The sequence below is a fragment of the Stenotrophomonas nitritireducens genome (assembly GCF_050984405.1).
In the GTDB taxonomy this organism is placed as follows: domain Bacteria; phylum Pseudomonadota; class Gammaproteobacteria; order Xanthomonadales; family Xanthomonadaceae; genus Stenotrophomonas; species Stenotrophomonas nitritireducens_B.
This window is the reverse complement of the sequence record NZ_CP158790.1, coordinates 3,331,473-3,350,583: the sequence shown is the minus strand read 5'-3', so window position 1 is coordinate 3,350,583 and position 19,111 is coordinate 3,331,473. Positions and strand designations below refer to the sequence as shown.

The window sequence follows — 19,111 nt, the reverse complement described above, 5'->3', positions numbered from 1 at the left end:
GGGGGCGGAAGGGCTTACTTCGAGCGCAGCACGACCTTGGTGCTGATCGCGGTGTCGTCGGGAATGGTCTTGGTGTCGGCCCAGTCGCCGCCGCCGACGCCGAAGTCCAGGCGTTTCACCGTCGCCTTGCCGGTCAGCACCGGCTGCGTGCCGGGCGTCCAGGTGAAGGTGAGGGTGACCGGCTTGCTGACGCCGCGCAGCTGCAGCGTGCCGTCGGCCGCGTAGCGGTTCTCGCCCAGGGCGCGGAAGCCGCTGGCGGTGTAGCGCGCCTGCGCGAACTGGGCGACGTTGAAGAAATCCTTGCCCTGCAGGGTGGAGTCGCGGTCGCTGTTGCCGCTGCGCGCGCCGGCCAGCGGGATGGTGACGTCGAGCTTGCCGGCGGCCGGGTTGGCCGGGTCGAAGCTCAGCTGCGTCTGGAAACCGGGGAAGGTGCCGGTGAACACTTCGCCGTCGTACTTGGTGGCGAAGACCAGGATCGAGCCGGGCGCCTGTTCGTAGTCCGCGGCCATGGCCGGGGCCGCGGCCAGCATGCCGGCCAGGGCGGCCGCGACCGCGGACGGGGTGGTGAGCTTGATGTTCATGCGGATTCCTTCTGTGGGGTATCGAGCCAGCCCCGCGGCAGCATGCGGGCGAGCGTGGCGTCGCGCTGCTGGAGGTGGTGGTAGAAGGCGGCGCCGGCATGGCCCAGCACCGCCAGGATCAACAGCCAGAAGCCCCATTCGTGCAGGCCGTGCGAGAGCTGCGCGGCCTGCTCGCTGGGCGCGACGAGCTTGGGCATCTCGAACAGGCCGAACAGCTTGAACGGGCGCAGCCCGCTGGCCGAGTCGTACAGCCAGCCCGACAGCGGGATGGCGAACATCAGCGCGTACAGCAGCCAATGGGTGGCCGAGGCGATGCGCTCCTGCCAGCCCGGGGTGCCGGGCACCGGCCGCGGCGCGCCGGCGTAGAGCCGCCACGCCAGGCGCAGGGCCACCAGCGCCAGCACGCTGATGCCCAGCGATTTGTGCGCGGTATAGACCCAGAAATACTTCGGCGTCTTCGGCAGCTCGCCCATGGTCAGTCCGACGATGCCCAGGGCGAGGATCAGCAGGGCGATCAGCCAGTGCAGGGTCTGGCTGACGCCGCCCCAGCGGTCGGGCGTGTTTTTCAGGCTCATGGATGGTGTTCCGGTTGCGGGGAAGGATCGAGGGCGGCGTCGGCCGCGGCTTCGGTATCGGTATCGGGCGCGCCGGCGTCGTCGCCGGCTTCTGGCGCCTGGGCGTTATCGTCGCGTACCGCCTCGGCCTCGATGCGCAGCTCGACGCGGTCGCCGATCACCGAGGGCCATGCGGTGATGCCGAAGTCCGAGCGCTGCAGCGTGGCGGTGGCGGAGAAGCCGGCGGTGCGGCGGAACGGCGGCAGCGGGTGGCGCCTGAGCGCGTTGAGGCGGACGTCGAGCGCCACCTCGCGGCTGACGCCGCGCAGGGTCAGCAGGCCGTGCACGCGGGCATGGCCGGCCTCCAGCGGTTCGACGCGGGTGGAGACGAAGCGCGCCTGCGGGTGGCGCTCGCCGTCGAGCAGGTTGCGCGCCAGCGTGGCCTGGTTCCATTTGCCATCGCCCAGGTCGAGCCGGGCGATCGGGACGACCACGTCCAGGTGGGCGCTGCCCCAGTCGTCGGGGTCGAACTCCAGCACGCCCTCGCTGCCGGACACCGTGCCCAGCGCCTGCGAGAACCCGGCGTGCTCGACCGCGAACAGCACCCGCGTATGCACCGGGTCCAGCCGGTAGCGGTCGGCGGCGGACGCCGACAGCGGCAACAGGCAGGCGAACAGCAGGGCGAGGAAACGAGGCAAGGGTCCGGCTCCGGAAAGGATGGGGGATTCTAGGCACATGCCCGGCAGGGATTGTTGCCGTGCCGTGCAATGGATTGTTCCCGCCATCCCTGGCGGGAACCCTTCGGGCCATCGACAGGCGATGTCTAAAGACCGCCCCCGGCCGTTTTGGTTCCGGCCCTTCATGGCGGGAACGCCGTCGGCCACTGGCAAGCGATGTCGGACACCGTTCGTGGCGACTTCCCGCGGCTTGGCGCGGCTGCGGTCGCGCACGCATGGCGCCTGTCGCCGTACGGCTGCTGGACGATCGCGCCCGCGCCGGATGGTATTTTCCCCCGGGATACGGACAGCAGCGGGCGATGGATGGACGACGGGGACAGGCTTGAAACGAACGCATGCGCGCCGGCCTGCGCGGCCGGGACCGTGCGCGCTCCCGCTGTGCGGCGACGTTGGTTCCCGGCGCCGGTGCAGCATGCGGTGAACGGGTGGCGGTCGTGGCTGCTGTGCCTGTCGCTGCTGTCCGGCCCGGTGGTGCAGGCCGCCGCCGAGGTGCCGATCACCCCGCAGCCGCGCCGGCTGGGCGTGGCCGACGGCCTGCCCTCGGCCAACATCAACGCCTTCGCCGAAGACCGGCTCGGCTACCTGTGGCTGGCCAGCCATGACGGCCTGGCGCGTTTCGACGGGCGCAACTACCGCATCTGGCGGGCCGAGGACGGGCTGCGCGACAACCTGATCTGGAGCCTGCACGTGGATGCCGGCAACCGGTTGTGGTTCGGCACGCAGAACGCCGGCCTGGGCATGCTGTCGGCCGACCGCCGCAGTTTCCGTTTCTTCGACCGCGCGACCTATCCGCAGATCGGCAGCAACACGGTGTGGAGCGTGGCCTCCACGCCGGATGGCAGCGTCTGGTTCGGTACCCCGACCGCCGGCCTGCACCGGTTGGCCGCCGACGGCACGATCCAGCGCTTCATGCCGGTCGCCGGCCAGCGCGACAGCCTGCCCTCGGCCTCGATCGCCTACCTGGCGGTGACCCCGGACGGCGTGCTGTGGGTGGGAAGCAAGGGCGGCCTGGCGCGCTGGACCGGCACCGGTTTCGCGCGCGAGGGCGAAGGCGTGTTGCCGTCGCCGCGCATCAACGGGCTGAAGGTCGATGGCGGCCAGCGCCTGTGGATCGCGACCAACGGCGGGGTGGTGGTGCGCCACCGCGATGGCCGCTTCGAGCGCAAGGAATGGCCCGGCGCGGCGCCCGGCGACGTGCTCAACGTGCTGCAGTACGCGGCCGACGGCAATTACTGGCTGGATACGCTGCAGGGGCTGGGGCGCAGCCGCGACGGCGCGGCGGTGCGCAACGTGCCGCTGTACAGCGCGCAGGAGCGCGGGCTGGTCAAACCCAACTGGAGCACCGCCTACGAGGACCGCGACGGCGGCCTGTGGTTGGCCAGCACCAACGCCGGGCTGTGGCACCTGTCGCCGAACTGGCGGCAGTTCTCGGTGCTGACGCGGCATCTGGACGATCCGGCCTCGCTGCGCAACCCGTATGCGCTGGCGATGGCCGCGTCCGCCTCCGGCGGCATCTGGGTGGTCGGCACGCGCGGCGCGCTGGACCGGTTCGATCCGGCCAGCGGCGCGGTGGAGCACCACCTGCAGCCCATCGACGGCATCCACTGGCCGCAGTCGGTAGCCGAGGATACGCAGGGCCGGGTCTGGATCGGCAGCCTGGACACGCTGGTGCGCTACGACCCGCGCGACGGCGCGGTGCGCCACTGGCGCCACGACGACGCGGTGGACGCGGCGATGGTCGGCGACGGCGACATCGTGCGGATCTGCGACGGCGGCCGGATCTGGATCTATTCCGAGGACGGCGGCATCCAGCAGCGCGACGCGCAGGGGCGCGTGACGCTGCACCTGGCGCCGGGCCAGCGCGGATTCCCCGAGACCGCGCTGCAGGACATGCAGTGCGGCCCCGGCGACCGACTGTGGCTGTCCGGCGCCGCCGGCCTGGCCGCGTGGCAGCCCGATGCCGGCGCCTTCGCGCCGGTGCCGGGCGGTCCGCAGGCGCATGCCTATGCCTTCGATGCCGGTGCCGACGGCAGGGTGTGGGTCGCCGTGCTCGGCGGGCTGGAGCGTTACCGCTGGGACGGCGGGCGCCTGCTGCGCGAGGACGCCATCGGCGCCGGGCAGGGATTCCCCATGCTGGCCGCCGGTGCGCTGGTGGTGGATGCGAACGGCGTGGTCTGGGCGAGCAGCGCGCGCGGCCTGATCCGGGTCGATCCGGCGCGCCGCGCGGTGCGCCTGTACGGCGTGCACGACGGGCTGCCGGGCCAGGAGTTCCGGCGCCGCGGCCTGGTGCGGGCGCGCAGCGGCCAGGTGGCCGGCGGCACGCCCGACGGCGTGGTGCTGTTCGACCCGGCCCAGGTCAGGCCGCTGGCGCGGCGGCCGCCGCTGGTGATCGAGCGGATCAGCGTGCACCGCGGCGACCAGGAATTCGATCTTTCGGCGCAGCCATCCCTGCGCATCAAGGACGGCGACCGCGACCTGCACGTCGTCGCGCGCCTGCTGGCCTTCGCCGATTCCACCAACAACCTGTACCGGTTCCGGCTGACCGGCTACGACCCGGACTGGGTGAACGCCGGCGCCAACGGCGAGCGCGTGTTCCCGCGCCTGTCGCCGGGCAGCTACACCCTGCAGATCCAGGGCGCGGTGCCCGGCGGCGGCTGGATCGCCGCGCCCGACCTGCTGATCGAAGTCGCGCCGCCCTGGTGGCGCAGCGGCTGGGCGATGGCCGCCTACGCGCTGGCGGCGATCCTGGCGCTGGGCATCGCGGTGATGGCCTACCGCGCGCGCCTGCAGCGGCGCAGCGAGTGGCAACTGGCCGAGCAGCGGCGCGAGCTGGCCGAGCAGGCGTCCTCGGCCAAGACCCGCTTCCTGGCCACGCTCGGGCACGAGGTGCGCACGCCGATGACCGGCGTGCTGGGCATGACCGAACTGCTGCTGGACACGCCGCTGGACGCCACCCAGCGCCGCTATGCCAACTCGATCCAGCAGGCCGGCACCCACCTGCTGCACCTGGTGAACGACTCCCTCGACCTGGCGCGCATCGAGGCCGGCCGCCTGGAGCTGGACAGCCAGCCGTTCGAGCTGGCATCGCTGCTGGACGAGGTCGCCGCGCTCATCGCGCCGGTGGTGCGCAAGCGCGGCCTGCTGTTCGTGCAGGAGCCGCGCCTGCCGGTACCGGTCAGCGTGACCGGCGACGCGATGCGCCTGCGCCAGATCCTGATGAACCTGCTCGGCAACGCGGTCAAGTTCACCGAGCATGGCCAGGTCGGGCTGGGCGTGGCGCTGCTGGCGGACGGCGCCGGCATCCGCCTGGAGGTCAGCGATACCGGCCCGGGCATCACCGCCGAGCAGCAGGCGCGGCTGTTCCGCCGTTTCGAGCAGGCCGAGGGGCCGCATACGGCCTCGCGCTATGGCGGCAGCGGGCTGGGACTGGCGATCTGCCAGGAGCTGGCCGGCGCGATGGGCGGCCGCATCCGGATCGACAGCCGGCTCGGCGCGGGGCGCGCGTTTCATCGTCGAACTGCCGCTGCCGTGGACGCCGCTGCACGGTGGGCACGCCGTGCAGGCCAGGGCGCCGGGCGACGGGCCCGAAGGCAGCCTGCGCATCCCTGCTGGTCGAGGACGATCCCACCGTGGCCGACGTCATCGCCGGCCTGCTGCGCGCCCGCGGCCACCAGGTCGTGCACGCGCTGCACGGGCTGGCGGCGCTGGCCGAAGTGGCGGCGTGGTCGTTCGACATCGGCCTGCTCGACCTGGACCTGCCGGCGCTCGACGGGCTCGCCCTGGCCGCCCAGCTGCGCGGCCAGGGCCACCATTTCCCGCTGGTGGCGGTGACCGCCCGTTCCGACGCCGCCGCCGAACAGCAGCGCGCGCGCGGCCGGCTTCGACGGCTTCCTGCGCAAGCCGGTGACCGGCGAGATGCTGGTCGCGGCCATCGCCGCGGCGTGGCGTCCGGCCGCGGCGGAGGGCGCGCGGCCGGCCCCCGGCCTGGACTGACTACTCCACCACTTCCTCGACCGCGCGCGGATGCGGGCGGTTTTCCGGCAGTTGCCAGAACACCAGGGTCGAGCTGAGCGTGATCGCGCCGACGCAGACGAAGGTGGCGTGCAGCGCGGCGCTGGCGCCGTGGCCGGTGAGATGGGTGCCGAAGGCGGAAAGCAGGCTGCCGGCCGTGGCCGCGCCGAAGCCGGTGGCCAGCATCATCACCATCGACAGCAGGCTGTTGCCGCTGCTGGCCTGGCCCACGTCCAGGTCGCGCAGGGTCACGGTGTTCATCACCGTGAACTGCATCGAGTTGAACGCGCCGAACAGCGCCAGCTGCACCAGCCGCGCCCACAGCGGCTGCTGCACGGTGACGAACATGAAGCTGGCCATGGCCAGGCCCACGCAGACGGTGTTGATCATCAGGATGCGGCGGTAGCCGAAGCGTTCCACCAGGGTCACCGCCGCGCGCTTGGCGGCCATGCCGGCCAGTGCCACCGGGATCATCATCATGCCCGCGGCCATCGGGCTCATGCCCAGGCCCACCTGCAGCAGCAGCGGGATCAGCAGCGGCATGGCGCCGCTGCCGATGCGCGAGAACAGGTTGCCGAGGATGCCGATGCGGAAGCTGGCCACCTGGAACAGGGTCAGCGGGAACAGCGCGTCGCGGCGCCCGGCCGCGTGCAGCCAGTAGCCGGCCAGCGCGGCGATGCCGATCACCGCCAGCAGCAGCACCAGCGCGTGCGCCGAGCCGAAGCCGGAAGCGCCGTCCAGCGCCAGCGACAGCGCGACCATGCCGAAGGCCAGCATCAGGTAGCCGGCCAGGTCGAAGTGGTGCCGTTCCTGGCCGTAGTGGTCGGGCATGATGCGCAGCGCGGCGCACAGCCCGACCAGCCCGATCGGCAGATTGATCAGGAAAATCCAGTGCCAGGACGCGGCCTGCACCAGCCAGCCGCCGAGCGTCGGGCCCAGCAGCGGGCCGACCAGCGCCGGAATCGCGATGAAGCTCATCGCCGCCAGGAACTGCTCGCGCGGCACCGAACGCATCACCGCCAGCCGCCCCACCGGCAGCAGCATCGCCCCGCCGATGCCCTGCAGCACGCGCGCGGCTACCAGCCAGTGCAGCGTCGGCGACAGCGCGCAGGCCAGCGAGCCGAGGGTGAACAGCACGATCGCCGCCAGGAAGGTGCGGCGCGTGCCGAAGCGGTCGGCGATCCAGCCCGAGGCCGGGATGAAGCTGGCCACCGCCAGCGCATAGCTGAACACCACCGACTGCATCTGCAGCGGGCTCTCGCCCAGGCTGCGCGCCATCGCCGGCAACGCGGTGTTGACGATGGTCGAGTCCAGCATCTGCATGAAGATCGCCAGCGACACCAGCCACAGCAGGGGGCGGTGCGGATCGCCGGCGGGCAGCGGGCTGGAAGGGGGCTGGGACATCAGGCGCTCTCGTGACCGGGGCGGAGGCGGCATTGTCCCCGTTCATGCGTGCAGACGCCGCGCACGCCCCGGCGCGTATGCGCTGGGCGTCGTGAGGCTGTGGGAACCGGGCGGGCCTGGCCGCGCCCGGGCGCGCTCAGCGGCGGCTGAGGCGGTGCACGGCGTCCACCAGCACCGCCACGTGCTCGGGGTTCATGTCCGGCGACATGCCGTGGCCGAGGTTGAAGACGTGGCCCTCGCGCGAACCGCCGTTGCCGGCGGCGTAGCTGTCCAGCACCTTGCCCGCTTCGCGGGCGATGGCCTCGGGCGAGCCGTACAGCGTGGTCGGGTCGAGGTTGCCCTGCAGCGCCACCTTGCCGGCGGTCGCGCGCGCGGCGTCCTCCAGCGAAATGGTCCAGTCCACGCCCACGCCTTCGGCGCCGGTGGCGGCCAGCTCGGCCACGTACTGGCCGGTGCCCTTGCCGAACAGGATCAGCGGCGTGCGCTGCGCGCCGTCGCCGCGCTCCAGTTCGCGCGCGATGCGCGCCAGGTAGGGCAGCGAGAACTCGCGGTACATCGCCGGCGACAGCACCCCGCCCCAGGTGTCGAACACCTGCAGCGCCTGGGCGCCGGCCGCGCGCTGCGCCGCCAGGTAGGCGACGACCGCGTCGGTCACCACCTGCAGCAGCTGGTGCAGGGCCTTGGGTTCGTTCAGCGCCATCGCCTTGATGCGCGCGTAGTCCTTGCTGCCGCCGCCCTCGACCATGTAGCAGGCCAGCGTCCACGGGCTGCCGGAGAAGCCGATCAGCGGCACCTTGCCGTCCAGTTCGCGGCGGATCAGCCGCACCGCGTCCATCACGTAGCCCAGTTCGGTCTCCATGTCCGGCACCGCCAGCCGGGCGATGGCCGCGGCATCGCGCACCGGGTGGTGGAACTTCGGGCCCTCGCCCTCGGCGAAGTACAGGCCCAGGCCCATCGCGTCGGGCACGGTGAGGATGTCGGAGAACAGGATGGCCGCGTCCAGGTCGAAACGCTCCAGCGGCTGCAGCGTCACCTCGCAGGCGACCTCCGGGTGCTTGGCCATGCCCAGGAAGCTGCCGGCGCGGGCGCGGGTGGCGCGGTACTCCGGCAGGTAGCGGCCGGCTTGGCGCATCAGCCAGACGGGCGTGCAGTCCACCGGCTCGCGGCGCAGGGCGCGCAGGAAGCGATCGTTGCGGAGGGGGCGGGTCACGGAAAACTCCTTGGAACGTGGCCGTTGGGCCGGGGCGGCGCCAGGCGCGCCGGGGCCGGTCAGGGGTGCGGCTCGCCGCTGGCGAAGACGACCTGGAAACCGCGCTTGATCTGCGCATCGCGGGCCTTCTCGAAGGCGTGGCGGGCTTCGTCCTGCTGCAGGTACAGCTCGCGGCGCAGCTGCGCGCGGCCGCCGGTCTGGCCAGTCTCGCGCAGCAGCTCCCAGCCGCCGAGCAGGTCCGGCAACAGGGAAAGCTGCACATAACGGGGGGATTCATTGCCGCTGGGCGGCTGCTGCAGGTAGACGCGCATGGCGGCGATTGTAGCCGGGCACGCGGCATGGAGCGCGGTGCGCCACGCCTGGCGTTGCCTGCACAGCGCCCAACCGGGCGCATCCGCTCGGCGGATGCACGCCGCGCACTGCCTGTCCTTGCCGGGAAATCCCCGTAGAGCGCGGCTTGCCGCGCTTGGCATTGCCGCCGCGGACCCCGTATGGGGTGAGCCCCGCGGCTACGGGTGCGCGCGCAGCACCGCCAGCACCGCGGCTTCGTCCACGTCCGGCACTACTTCTGCCTTGCCGATGCCGCGCCACAGCACCAGGCGCAGGCGCCCGGCGATGTTCTTCTTGTCCAGGCGCATGTGCGCCAGCAGCGCTTCGGGTTCCAGCCCGGCCGGGATCGCCACCGGCAGGCCATAGGCGCGCAACAGGTCGCGCAGGATGTCGGCATCGGCGGCATCGGCCATGCCCAGCGCGGCCGACAGCCTTGCGGCCAGCACCATGCCCACCGCCACCGCCTCGCCGTGGTTGAGGTTGTCGTTGCCCGGCGCGCCATAGCCCTGCGCGGTCTCGATGGCGTGGCCGAAGGTATGGCCGAGGTTGAGCAGGGCGCGTTCGCCCTTTTCCAGCGGGTCGCGTTCGACGATCTCGGCCTTGTGCTCGCAGCTGCGGGCGATGGCCTGCGCCAGCGCGGCGTCATCACCGGCCAGCAGCGCCTGGCGTTCGGCCTGCAGCCACTGGAAGAACAGCGGGTCGCGGATGCAGCCGTACTTGATCACCTCGGCCAGGCCGGCGCGCAGCTCGCGCGCGGGCAGGGTGCGCAGCGCGGCGGTGTCGGCGATCACCGCGCGCGGCGGATGGAACGCGCCGACCAGGTTCTTGCCCTGGGCGATGTCCACCGCGGTCTTGCCGCCCACCGAGGAATCCACCATCGACAGCAGGGTGGTGGGCAGCTGCACGCAGTCCACGCCGCGCATCCAGCAGGCCGCGGCGAAGCCGGCCAGGTCGCCGACCACGCCGCCGCCGAGGGCGAGCACGCAGGCATCGCGGGTGGCGCCGAGCGTGGCCAGCGCGTCGATCGCGCCGCCGAAATGGTGCAGGGTCTTGGACGCTTCGCCGGCGGGAATCACGTGCTGGCCGATCTTCAGTTCCGGACGCGCGGCCTGCAGGGCGGCACGCACGCCGGCCAGGTACAGCGGCGCGACGGTGTCGTCGCTGACCAGCAGCGCGTGGCGGCCGCGCAGGGCGCCGGCCAGCAGGCAGCCGTCGCCGAGCAGACCCGGGCCGATGTGGATCAGGTAGGGCGAACCGCCGCCGACGGCGACGGTGCGGGGGGCGTTGCTCATGCGGGGAAGTCCGGGTTCTGCCATTGCGCGGCCAGGCGCACGACCAGCTGCGCGGTGGCCTCGGTAGGGGAATAGGGATCGGTATCGACGATCAGGTCGGCGACCTCGCGGTACAGCGGGTCGCGCAGCGCGGCCATGTCGTGCAGCACCTGCTCGCGGTTCTCGCGCTGCAGCAGCGGGCGGGTCTTGTCGCGCTGCAGGCGCTGCAGCTGCGCGGCCACGCCCACGCGCAGCCACACCACGAAGCCGCGCTGGCGTATCTGTCGGCGGTTGTCGGCGTCCAGCACCGCGCCGCCGCCGGTGGACACCAGCAGCCCGCCGCGTTCCAGCAGCCTGGCCAGCACGCGCTTTTCGTGCGCGCGGAAACCGGCTTCGCCGACGTTTTCGAAGATGGCCGGAATGGCCGAGCCCACGTCATCGACGATGGCCTGGTCGGCATCGACGAATTCCAGCCCGAAACGCTCGGCCAGGCGGCGGCCGATGCAGGTTTTGCCGGCGCCCATGGGGCCGACCAGGATGACGTTGGGGGCGGGATTCATTGCGGGCCGATGCTAGCACCTCGTGTCGGTGCCTTAACACGGTAGCAGCCAAGCTCGGTGCGGCCACGAGTGGTTCGTGGTGCAACCAACGGAGGCGGACATGGCAGTGGCGAAAATCATCGAAGTCAGCGCGTCGTCCGGCGCCAGCGTCGAGGACGCGGTGCGCAGCGGCCTGAAGAAGGTGGCCGGGACGGTCAAGGGCATCCAGGGCGCCTGGATCAACGAGACCAAGGTGGTCACCGACGGCGACGGCAACATCACCGAATGGCGGGTCAACCTGCGGGTGACTTTCTTGGTCGAGTAGGTGTGGGGCTTGCCCCGCACGGTTTTCCTGCATGGCGTGTGCGGGGCGGGCCCCGCACCTACGCCGCCACCCGGCGCTGCGCATCCAGCGCGATGGTGCGGTCAGCGATGTCCGGCAGGCAGCGCAGCGCCTGCCGGCTGACCCGCTCGTAGAACTGTACGAAGCGTTCGACCTGCGCGCGGTTCATGCCGGTGCGGCCGGGCGCGGCCTGCTGCAGCGCCTGCTTCTGCTGCCAGCGCCAGTGCGGCACCACCGAGAAGCCCGGCGGCTGCAGGAACCACAGCCGGTCGCAGCGCCGCCACAGCGCGGGGTAGTCGTCGGCCAGCGCCCGGTTGCACCAGCGCCGCCAGGTGCCCTGCGGGTCGGCGTCGCGTTCCAGCGCGTTCAGCGGTTCGTGCAGGGCGTCGTCGGTTTCGACCGGCGTGCCCAGGAACCAGCCCTCGAATACCAGCAGGTCCAAGCCGTCGATGCGTTCCCACTGCGCTTCGGGCACGCGTTCGTCGGCGAGCTTGTCGAAGCGCGGCAGCGCGAACGCCTGCCCGGCGCGCGCGGCGTCCAGCGTCGCCAACGCCAGCGGCAGGTCGTGCGTGCCCGGCGGGCCGCGCGTGGCAAGCAGCGGGTGGATGCGGTCGGCCAGGCGCTGGCGCTGGGCGCGGGTCAGGTAGACGTCGTCGATCGACAGCGCCGCCGCGCGCAGGCCGCGCGTGCGCGCCAGTTCCACCACCTGCGCGGCGAGGGTGGACTTGCCGCTGCCCTGCAGGCCGCTGATCGCAAGGACCGGCACGGGCTGGCCGGTGGCGAGCGCTTCGTCCAGTGCCTGCGCGACGAGTGCCTGCGGGAAGCGGCGTGCGGAGAAGCGGTGCGGAACGGACGACATGGCGCCACAATAGCCCAAACCCGTGCTGTCCGAAGTGGAGCCATGACCGATCTGTACGCAGAAGCGCTTTCGACCTTCGCCGACCTGTTCGAGGAGGCCAAGGCCAGCAATGAAATCGAGCCCAGCGCGATGACCGTGGCCACCGCCGACGTCGACGGCCGGCCGTCGGCGCGCACCGTGCTGCTCAAGGCCTTCGACGAGCGCGGCTTCGTGTTCTACACGCACCTGGACAGCCGCAAGGGCCGCGAACTGCACGCCAACCGCCAGGCCGCGCTGCTGCTGCTGTGGCGCAGCCTGCGCGGGGCCGGCATCCAGGTGCGGATCGATGGCGACGCGCAGCTGGTGTCCGCGGCCGAGGCCGACGCCTATTTCGCCTCGCGCCCGCGCATGAGCCAGATCGGCGCCTGGGCATCGATGCAGTCGCAGACGCTGGCCTCGCGCGAGGAGTTCGAGGAGCGCCTGCGCAATTTCGAGGCGCGCTTCGAGGGCCGCGACGTGCCGCGCCCGGACGGCTGGAGCGGCATCCGCGTGGTGCCGCAGCGCATCGAGTTCTGGTACGGGGCGACCTTCCGCCTGCACGAGCGCTGGTGCTACGAGGCCGACGCGGCCGGCACCTGGAGCAAGCGGCTGTTGTACCCGTGAGTACGCTGCGCCTGCACCCGGTCTACCGCATCACCGTGTTCGTGCCGCCGGCGCGGCTGGACGCGCTCAAGCGCGGCATCCTGGCGGTGGACGACCTGGCGGCCGGCGGCTACGCGGACGGCATGTGGGAATCGGCGCCGGGGCGGGAGCAGTTCCGCGCGCTGCCCGGCACCACCAGCGCCATGGGCGCTGCCGGCGAAGGGGTGAGCGAGCCCACGGTGCGGCTGGAGTTCTGCATTCCGCGCGGCGTGCCGGGCGACCGCGAACGGCTGCAGCGCCTGCTCGACCAAGGCATCGCCGCGCACCACCCGTGGAACAGCCCGGCGGTGTTCGTCGATGCGGTGGAGTTCGCCGCGCCATGAGCGGACCGCGCCGCATCGTCTGCCTCACCGAGGAGCCGACCGAGACCCTGTACGCGCTGGGCGAACAGGACCGCATCGTCGGCATCAGCGGGTTCACCGTGCGCCCGCCGCAGGCGCGCCGCGACAAGCCCAAGGTCAGCGCCTTCACCAGCGCCAAGGTGGAGGAAATCCTCAAGCTGCGGCCCGACCTGGCGATCGGCTTTTCCGACATCCAGGCCGACATCGCCGCCGAGCTGGTCCGCCGCGGCGTGGAGGTGTGGATCGCCAATCACCGCAGCGTCGCCGGCATCCTCGACTACGTCCGCCGGCTTGGCGCGCTGGTCGGCGTGGCCGCGCGCGCGCAGGCCTACGCCGATGAACTGCAGCGCGGGCTGGAGGCCATCGCCGCGCAGGCCGCGAGCCTGCCGCAGCGCCCGCGCGTATACGTGGAAGAGTGGGACGAGCCGATCATCACCGGCATCCAGTGGGGCGCCGAGCTGGTGGAGATCGCCGGCGGCATCGACGTGTTCCCCGAGCTGTCGCGCGAACCGCTGGCCAAAGCGCGCATCCTCGCCGATGGCGGGCCGGTGATCGCGCGCGACCCGGACATCATCATCGGCTCGTGGTGCGGCAAGAAGTTCCGCCCCGAGCGCGTGGCCGCGCGGCCGGGCTGGGACGCGATACGGGCGGTGCGCGACGGCGAACTGCACGAGATCAAGTCGCCGCTGATCCTGCAGCCGGGGCCGGCGGCGCTGACCGACGGCGTGCAGGCGATCGCGGCCATCATCCAGCGCTGGGCGCAGCGCCACGCGTAGGTGCGGGGGCTTGTCCCGCACGGGCTTTACCGATGGAGCACAAGACGGGGCGAGCCTCTGTCCTCTGTCGCCGCTCGTCTTTCTGCCTGCATCAAGCAATGGGCCGACCGGCGGCGTGCAGTGGTTGCGGTAATCATCCAGCGCTGGGCGCGGCATCACGCGTAGGTGCGGGGCTTGCCCCGCACGGGCTTTACCGACGGAGCACCAGACGGGGCAAGCCTCTGTCGCGGCCCGCCTTCCTTCCTTCATCAAGCAGCGGGTCCGGCCTCACGGTTTCAGTTCGCGGGCTTCATCGCCCAGCCTTTTCTCCAGATTGGCGCGCCCGCTCCGGGCGTAGCGCCTGCACGCCCCAGCGTCGACCAGAGGTTTGCCGTCCGTGCCCTGCAGGCGCGCGAACAGGTCGCTGGCCAGCGGGTGCGGGGTGATGTGGATGTCGCAGGGCAGGGCGGCCAGCGTGTCCAGGCCGCGGCGGAAGGCGGCCACCATCGCCGGGTGGTCGCTGTAGCGGTACTGGCTGTCCGACAGCGCGCTCACGCTGTCGGTGTAGGCCATGTCCAGGCAGCGCGTGCCCTCGCAGGAGCGCCAGGTCCAGCTGGTGCCGCCGGGGGTGTGGCCGGGCGTGGCGTGGGTGGTGAGCGCCAGCGCACCGACCCTCACCGCGTCGCCATCGTTGATGGTTTGCACCACCGGCACGGCGGGAAAGCCCTGCTCGAATTCCAGCTGTTGCGGGTCGCTGCGGTCGCTCACGCCGGTATGCAGCGTGTTGACGGCCGGCGCCCGCGCCAGCAGCGGCGCGCCGGTCGCGCGCTGCAGGTAGGCCAGGCCCGCGGCGTGGTCATGGTGCTCGTGCGAGTTCAGCAGGTACTTCACGTCCTTCGGGTCGAAGCCGAGCGCGCGGATGTTCGCTTCGATCAGCGGGCCGGCCGCTTCGGTGGCGCCGTCGATGAGGACGTGGCCGTCGTCGGAGGTGACCAGCAGCGCGGTCAGGCCGCAGGTGCCCACGTACCAGGTGTTGCCGAAGATGCGCCGCGGCGGCGCGCGCTCGTTCCAGCCCTCCATGGCGTTGTCGCTGGCCGGGCAGGCGGGGATATCCGGGGCTTCGTCCGTGCCCGCTGTCGCGGCGCTCGCGGCGGCGCCCGCCGGCGTGGACGCGCCCTGTGGCGCGGGTTGGCAGCCGGCCAGCAGGGCAAACCCCAGGGCGGCTGCGGCAAGCTGGTACGGCAGGAGGGCGTGTCGGCGCATCGCGGTCATCTGGCTGTTGGCTGCAGGTGCCGCAGCATAGGCAGGCCGGCGCATGGCGACCAACGCGAAATGTCTGCGGCAGGCATGAGCCGGATGCATGCCTCGCCGCGGGCATCACCGCCCGGGCGCCAGCCCCGTGTAACGCGCGCGCGGGCGGATCAGCGTGCCCAGCGCCTGCTGTTCCAGCGCGTGCGCCAGCCAGCCGGTCAGGCGTGCGGCGGCGAACATCACCAGCGCGTGCGCGCCGGGCAGGCCATGCACGTAGCAGATGGCCGCCAGCAGGCCATCGATGTTCGGATGCTGGCCGCTGTGCTCGGCGGTGGCGGCCAGCACCGTTTCGACGTGGCGCATGCGCGGCAGCTCGCCGCAGCGTTCGCGCAGCTGGCGCAGCATTTCGCTGCCGCGCGGGTCGCCGTCGGGGTAGAGCAGGTGATTGAAGCCGGGCAGCTCGTCGCCGCGGCGCCAGCGCTCGGCGATGAACGCAGCCGGCGCGCCGCTGGCCTCGGCGTCCAGCAGCAGCGCATGCGCGCGCGCGGTGGCGCCGCCGTGGCGCGGGCCGGACAGCGCGGCCAGGCCGGCGCTGACGGTGGCGTGCAGGTGCGCGCCGGTGGAGGCGACCACGCGCGCGGCGAACGCGGACACATTCAATTCGTGGTCGGCGCACAGCACCAGCGCCGAGCGCACCAGTTCGGCGAAGCCGGCGTCGCCCGGCTGCCATGTGTCGGCGAGCAGGCGATGCACCGGCCGCGCGTCGGGCTGGGTACCGACCAGCAGGGCCGCGTTCTGCCGCAGCAGCATCGCCGCCACCTCGCGCCGCACCGGCGCGGCGGCGTTGAGCGATTGCCGCTGCTCCAGCGCCAGCAGCGGGATGCAGGCCATGGTGCGTTCCAGCGGCGGCAGCGCGGCGTCCAGCGCCAGCGCCGCCACGCGCTCGGGCCAGGCCGCGGGCGGGCGGCGCCGCGGCGAACGGGTCCTGTTCCTCGCATTCCCACAGCAGCCGGGCGATGTCTTCCAGCGTGGCGCCGGCGCGTGCCGCCGCCACCGCCGAGCGGCCGCGATAATAGGGCGCATCCGGGCGGATCAGCGAGATCCGCGTCTCCAGCACCGGCAGGCCGCGGTCCAGGCTCTGCGCCGCCCCCGCGCGCGGCGCCGCGGCCGGCGCGCTTGCGCTGCACCAGCCGTTCCACCTCGGCGCGCAGGTAGACGCGGCTGCGCGGGTCCGGCCCGGGCCGCGAACTGAGCTGGCCGCGGCTGACATAGGCATAGAGCGTGGCCGGGCTGATGCCGAGCAGGGCGCAGGCGTCGCTGGCGGTAATCAGTTCCGGATCGGTGGGTTCGGCCATGGCGTTCGATATGTTGATTTGTTGAATCAAGATTGATCAATGGTTTGGATGGTGCCAGATTGTGCGCCATCGCGGAACGGCGCCCCCGCCGCCGCCAGACCAGGAGTCCCGCCATGTCCCTTTCCTCCGCCGGCGCCGCCTTCCGCGCCGCCCTGGCCGCCGAGCAGCCCCTGCAGGTGATCGGTGCGATCAACGCCAACCACGCGCTGCTGGCCAGACGCGCCGGCTACAAGGCCATCTACCTGTCCGGCGGCGGCGTCGCGGCCGGCTCGCTGGGCCTGCCGGACCTGGGCATCAACACCCTGGAAGACGTGCTGATCGACGTGCGCCGCATCACCGACGTGTGCGACCTGCCGCTGATGGTGGACATCGACACCGGCTTCGGCCCGAGCGCGTTCAACATCGCGCGCACGGTGAAGTCGCTGATCAAGGCCGGCGCCGCCGCCTGCCACATCGAGGACCAGGTCGGCGCCAAGCGCTGCGGCCACCGCCCGGGCAAGGAGATCGTGTCGCAGGGCGAAATGGTGGACCGGGTGAAGGCCGCGGCCGATGCGAAGACCGACCCGGACTTCTTCCTGATCGCGCGCACCGACGCCATCCAGATGGAAGGCGTGGATGCGGCCATCGAGCGCGCCATCGCCTGCGTCGAGGCCGGCGCCGACGGCATCTTCGCCGAGGCCGCCTACGATCTGGACACCTACCGCCGCTTCGTCGACGCGGTGAAGGTGCCGGTGCTGGCCAACATCACCGAGTTCGGCAAGACCCCGCTGTTCAGCCGCGACGAACTGGCCTCGGCCGGTGTCGCCATCCAGTTGTTCCCGCTGTCGGCGTTCCGCGCCGCCAACAAGGCCGCCGAGAGCGTGTACGAGGCGATCCGCCGCGACGGCCACCAGCGCAGCGTGGTGGACGCCATGCAGACCCGCGAGGAGCTGTACGACCGCATCGGCTACCACGCCTTCGAGGCGCAGCTGGACAAGGTATTCGCGCAGAAGGGCGCATGATGGCCGTCCCCGCGGCCACCTGAGTTCCCGCCATGGCGACGTCCTCTTCCCACCGCAACCGCGTCGACCGCCGCGACACCGCGCGGCGCCTGCTGCAGCGCGAGCTGGACCAGCTCACGCCGGAGGAACGGGTGGTGGTCGAACGCTTCATCTCCGGCGGGCGGGTCTCGCGCAACGTGCGGCGCGAGCTGCACGCCTCGCGCACCCTGGGCGAGCGCGTCGCCGACCGCGTCGCCGCGGTCGGCGGCAGCTGGGCCTTCATCGGGTGCTTCGGCGTGGTGCTGGTGGTATGGATGGTCGCCAACAGCTTCCTGCTGGCCAGGGCGTTCGATCCCTATCCCTACATCCTGCTCAACCTGGTGCTGTCGTGCCTGGCCGCGGTGCAGGCGCCGATCATCATGATGAGCCAGAACCGGCAGGCGGCAGTGGACCGCCTGCATGCGGAAAACGACTACCAGGTCAACGTGAAATCGGAACTGGAAGTGCTGCAGATCCACGAGAAGCTGGACGTGCTGCGCTCCCGCGAATGGGCACTGCTGGTCGAACAGCAGAACCGCCAGATCGAAATGCTGCAGCGACTGCTGGAATGCGCCACCGCGGCGCCCGGCGGCATGCAGAAACAACCGTAATCCTTCCCTCCAGAGGCAGAAGACCATGTCAGAACAGACCACCGCCACGCCCGGCTTCAAGCCCAAGAAGTCCGTCGCCCTGTCCGGCACCGCCGCCGGCAATACCGCGCTGTGCACCGTCGGCCGCAGCGGCAACGACCTGCACTACCGCGGCTACGACATCCTGGACCTGGCCAACACCAGCGAGTTCGAGGAAATCGCCCACCTGCTGGTGCACGGCAAGCTGCCCAACAAAGCCGAACTGCGCGCCTACAAGGCCAAGCTGAAGTCGCTGCGCGGCATCCCGGCCGCGGTCAAGGCCGCGCTGGAGGAACTGCCGCCGTCGGCGCACCCGATGGACGTGATGCGCACCGGCGTGTCGGTGCTGGGCTGCGTGTCGCCGGAGAAGGACGACCACAACCACCCCGGCGCGCGCGACATCGCCGACAAGCTGATGGCCTGCCTCGGCTCGATGCTGCTGTACTGGTACCACTGGAGCCACAACGGCCGCGTCATCGACGTGGAAACCGACGACGACTCCATCGGCGGCCACTTCCTGCACCTGCTGCACGGCGAGCAGCCGCGCGAATCGTGGGTCAGGGCGATGCACACCTCGCTGATCCTGTACGCCGAGCATGAGTTCAACGCCTCCACCTTCGCCTGCCGCGTCATCGCCGGCACCGGCAGCGACATGTACAGCGCCATCACCGGCGGCATCGGCGCGCTGCGCGGGCCCAAGCACGGCGGAGCCAACGAGGTCGCCTTCGAGGTGCAGAAGCGCTACGAGACGCCGGACGAGGCCGAGGCCGACATCAAGGCGCGCGTGGAACGCAAGGAAGTGGTCATCGGCTTCGGCCACCCGGTCTACACCGTGTCCGATCCGCGCAACAAGGTGATCAAGGAAGTGGCGCGCGAGCTGTCGGCCGAACAGCAGAACATGAAGATGTACGACATCGCCGAGCGCCTGGAGTCGGTGATGTGGGACATCAAGAAGATGTTCCCGAACCTGGACTGGTTCAGCGCCGTCAGCTACCACATGATGGGCGTGCCGACCGCCATGTTCACTCCCCTGTTCGTGATCGCCCGCACCGCCGGCTGGAGCGCGCACATCATCGAGCAGCGCATCGACGGCAAGATCATCCGCCCCAGCGCCAACTACACCGGTCCGGAAGACCAGCAGTTCGTGCCGATCGACCAGCGCGCCTGATGCGCTTTTAAGCCCCTCTCCCCATGGGGTGAGAGGGGCAGTTTGCGAACCCTCGGTTCGCTGCCCCACGAAC

Annotated in this window: 18 protein-coding genes and 2 pseudogenes; 8 read left to right on the top strand and 12 right to left on the bottom strand. The window is 71.6% G+C overall.

Going from position 1 to position 19,111, the window contains the following annotated elements; translation table 11 throughout:
• Window positions 1–14 precede the first annotated feature (14 nt).
• Genes ABTV91_RS14970 through ABTV91_RS14960 form a run of 3 tightly spaced genes read right to left on the bottom strand, consistent with a single transcriptional unit; the run spans window position 15 to window position 1,872 of the window.
• Window positions 15–581 carry a YceI family protein gene (locus tag ABTV91_RS14970; protein ID WP_433852133.1) on the bottom strand — a complete coding sequence of 189 codons (567 nt, stop codon included), beginning with the start codon at window positions 579–581 and terminating at the stop codon, window positions 15–17.
• Window positions 578–1,156, bottom strand: coding sequence for a cytochrome b (locus ABTV91_RS14965; RefSeq protein ID WP_433852132.1), 579 nt, complete (start codon window positions 1,154–1,156; stop codon window positions 578–580). Before ABTV91_RS14965 ends, ABTV91_RS14970 begins: the two co-directional genes overlap by 4 nt.
• Window positions 1,153–1,872: a YceI family protein gene (locus ABTV91_RS14960; protein WP_433852131.1), complete on the bottom strand. Its 720-nt coding sequence runs from the start codon at window positions 1,870–1,872 to the stop codon at window positions 1,153–1,155. Before ABTV91_RS14960 ends, ABTV91_RS14965 begins: the two co-directional genes overlap by 4 nt.
• 303 nt (window positions 1,873–2,175) lie before the next feature.
• Between ABTV91_RS14960 and ABTV91_RS14955 the strand changes: the two are divergent.
• A pseudogene (locus ABTV91_RS14955) lies at window positions 2,176–5,865 on the top strand (ATP-binding protein).
• Here the strand turns inward: ABTV91_RS14955 and mdtD are convergent.
• The 5 genes from mdtD to ABTV91_RS14930 form a co-directional block, all read right to left on the bottom strand.
• A complete protein-coding gene (gene mdtD, locus ABTV91_RS14950) occupies window positions 5,866–7,287 on the bottom strand; it encodes a multidrug transporter subunit MdtD (RefSeq protein WP_433852130.1) in 1,422 nt (473 codons plus the stop codon).
• 136 nt (window positions 7,288–7,423) lie between these two features.
• A complete protein-coding gene (gene hemE / locus ABTV91_RS14945) occupies window positions 7,424–8,497 on the bottom strand; it encodes a uroporphyrinogen decarboxylase (protein WP_433852129.1) in 1,074 nt (357 codons plus the stop codon).
• 59 nt (window positions 8,498–8,556) lie between these two features.
• Window positions 8,557–8,808, bottom strand: coding sequence for a WGR domain-containing protein (locus tag ABTV91_RS14940; RefSeq protein ID WP_433852128.1), 252 nt, complete (start codon window positions 8,806–8,808; stop codon window positions 8,557–8,559).
• A gap of 198 nt (window positions 8,809–9,006) precedes the next feature.
• Window positions 9,007–10,143 (bottom strand): 3-dehydroquinate synthase, encoded by a 1,137-nt coding sequence (gene aroB, locus ABTV91_RS14935; RefSeq protein ID WP_433852127.1) that lies wholly within the window; start codon window positions 10,141–10,143, stop codon window positions 9,007–9,009.
• Entirely contained in the window at window positions 10,116–10,658 is a 543-nt protein-coding gene (locus ABTV91_RS14930) for a shikimate kinase (RefSeq protein ID WP_433852126.1), read from the bottom strand. The genes aroB and ABTV91_RS14930 overlap by 28 nt, the downstream gene beginning before the upstream one ends.
• Window positions 10,659–10,758: 100 nt before the next feature.
• Here ABTV91_RS14930 and ABTV91_RS14925 point away from each other — a divergent pair, with 100 nt between their 5' ends.
• On the top strand, window positions 10,759–10,962 hold the full coding sequence (locus ABTV91_RS14925) for a dodecin family protein (protein WP_433852125.1): 204 nt from the start codon (window positions 10,759–10,761) through the stop codon (window positions 10,960–10,962).
• Between the two features lie 58 nt (window positions 10,963–11,020).
• Here ABTV91_RS14925 and ABTV91_RS14920 read toward each other — a convergent pair whose 3' ends face one another.
• Entirely contained in the window at window positions 11,021–11,839 is an 819-nt protein-coding gene (locus ABTV91_RS14920) for a kinase (RefSeq protein WP_433852124.1), read from the bottom strand.
• A gap of 42 nt (window positions 11,840–11,881) precedes the next feature.
• Between ABTV91_RS14920 and pdxH the strand changes: the two genes are divergently transcribed.
• Genes pdxH through ABTV91_RS14905 form a run of 3 tightly spaced genes read left to right on the top strand, consistent with a single transcriptional unit; the run spans window position 11,882 to window position 13,637 of the window.
• Window positions 11,882–12,481, top strand: a complete 600-nt coding sequence (pdxH, locus tag ABTV91_RS14915) for a pyridoxamine 5'-phosphate oxidase (RefSeq protein WP_433852123.1) — start codon at window positions 11,882–11,884, stop codon at window positions 12,479–12,481.
• Window positions 12,478–12,843, top strand: a complete 366-nt coding sequence (locus ABTV91_RS14910; protein ID WP_433852122.1) for a hypothetical protein — start codon at window positions 12,478–12,480, stop codon at window positions 12,841–12,843. The genes pdxH and ABTV91_RS14910 overlap by 4 nt, the downstream gene beginning before the upstream one ends.
• Entirely contained in the window at window positions 12,840–13,637 is a 798-nt protein-coding gene (locus ABTV91_RS14905) for a cobalamin-binding protein (protein WP_433852121.1), read from the top strand. Before ABTV91_RS14910 ends, ABTV91_RS14905 begins: the two co-directional genes overlap by 4 nt.
• A 267-nt stretch (window positions 13,638–13,904) precedes the next feature.
• Here ABTV91_RS14905 and bla read toward each other — a convergent pair whose 3' ends face one another.
• From bla to ABTV91_RS14890, 3 genes and pseudogenes are all read right to left on the bottom strand, one after another.
• Window positions 13,905–14,879 (bottom strand): subclass B3 metallo-beta-lactamase, encoded by a 975-nt coding sequence (gene bla / locus ABTV91_RS14900; protein ID WP_433852120.1) that lies wholly within the window; start codon window positions 14,877–14,879, stop codon window positions 13,905–13,907.
• Between the two features lie 114 nt (window positions 14,880–14,993).
• Window positions 14,994–15,806: a citrate synthase gene (locus ABTV91_RS14895; RefSeq protein ID WP_433852119.1), complete on the bottom strand. Its 813-nt coding sequence runs from the start codon at window positions 15,804–15,806 to the stop codon at window positions 14,994–14,996.
• 296 nt (window positions 15,807–16,102) lie between these two features.
• Window positions 16,103–16,222: pseudogene (locus ABTV91_RS14890) on the bottom strand (helix-turn-helix transcriptional regulator); the annotation flags it as partial.
• A gap of 113 nt (window positions 16,223–16,335) precedes the next feature.
• On the opposite strand from ABTV91_RS14890, the gene prpB reads away from it, so the two are divergent.
• The 3 genes from prpB to prpC are packed head-to-tail and all read left to right on the top strand — an operon-like array spanning window position 16,336 to window position 19,038.
• On the top strand, window positions 16,336–17,223 hold the full coding sequence (gene prpB, locus ABTV91_RS14885; protein ID WP_433852118.1) for a methylisocitrate lyase: 888 nt from the start codon (window positions 16,336–16,338) through the stop codon (window positions 17,221–17,223).
• A 32-nt stretch (window positions 17,224–17,255) separates the two neighbouring features.
• Window positions 17,256–17,852 (top strand): DUF1003 domain-containing protein, encoded by a 597-nt coding sequence (locus tag ABTV91_RS14880; protein WP_433852117.1) that lies wholly within the window; start codon window positions 17,256–17,258, stop codon window positions 17,850–17,852.
• A gap of 25 nt (window positions 17,853–17,877) precedes the next feature.
• Entirely contained in the window at window positions 17,878–19,038 is a 1,161-nt protein-coding gene (prpC, locus tag ABTV91_RS14875) for a bifunctional 2-methylcitrate synthase/citrate synthase (protein WP_433852116.1), read from the top strand.
• Window positions 19,039–19,111 lie beyond the last annotated feature (73 nt).

Bases quoted from the DNA above. Each gene is read 5' to 3' on its own strand.
- ABTV91_RS14880 (WP_433852117.1), top strand. From the start codon at position 17,256: ATGGCGACGTCCTCTTCCCACCGCAACCGCGTCGACCGCCGCGACACC.
- prpC (WP_433852116.1), top strand. From the start codon at position 17,878: ATGTCAGAACAGACCACCGCCACGCCCGGCTTCAAGCCCAAGAAGTCC.
- ABTV91_RS14940 (WP_433852128.1), bottom strand. From the start codon at position 8,808: ATGCGCGTCTACCTGCAGCAGCCGCCCAGCGGCAATGAATCCCCCCGT.
- ABTV91_RS14920 (WP_433852124.1), bottom strand. From the start codon at position 11,839: ATGTCGTCCGTTCCGCACCGCTTCTCCGCACGCCGCTTCCCGCAGGCA.
- mdtD (WP_433852130.1), bottom strand. From the start codon at position 7,287: ATGTCCCAGCCCCCTTCCAGCCCGCTGCCCGCCGGCGATCCGCACCGC.
- ABTV91_RS14930 (WP_433852126.1), bottom strand. From the start codon at position 10,658: ATGAATCCCGCCCCCAACGTCATCCTGGTCGGCCCCATGGGCGCCGGC.
- ABTV91_RS14905 (WP_433852121.1), top strand. From the start codon at position 12,840: ATGAGCGGACCGCGCCGCATCGTCTGCCTCACCGAGGAGCCGACCGAG.
- ABTV91_RS14925 (WP_433852125.1), top strand. From the start codon at position 10,759: ATGGCAGTGGCGAAAATCATCGAAGTCAGCGCGTCGTCCGGCGCCAGC.
- ABTV91_RS14960 (WP_433852131.1), bottom strand. From the start codon at position 1,872: ATGTGCCTAGAATCCCCCATCCTTTCCGGAGCCGGACCCTTGCCTCGT.
- aroB (WP_433852127.1), bottom strand. From the start codon at position 10,143: ATGGCAGAACCCGGACTTCCCCGCATGAGCAACGCCCCCCGCACCGTC.
- bla (WP_433852120.1), bottom strand. From the start codon at position 14,879: ATGCGCCGACACGCCCTCCTGCCGTACCAGCTTGCCGCAGCCGCCCTG.
- pdxH (WP_433852123.1), top strand. From the start codon at position 11,882: ATGACCGATCTGTACGCAGAAGCGCTTTCGACCTTCGCCGACCTGTTC.
- ABTV91_RS14965 (WP_433852132.1), bottom strand. From the start codon at position 1,156: ATGAGCCTGAAAAACACGCCCGACCGCTGGGGCGGCGTCAGCCAGACC.
- ABTV91_RS14970 (WP_433852133.1), bottom strand. From the start codon at position 581: ATGAACATCAAGCTCACCACCCCGTCCGCGGTCGCGGCCGCCCTGGCC.
- prpB (WP_433852118.1), top strand. From the start codon at position 16,336: ATGTCCCTTTCCTCCGCCGGCGCCGCCTTCCGCGCCGCCCTGGCCGCC.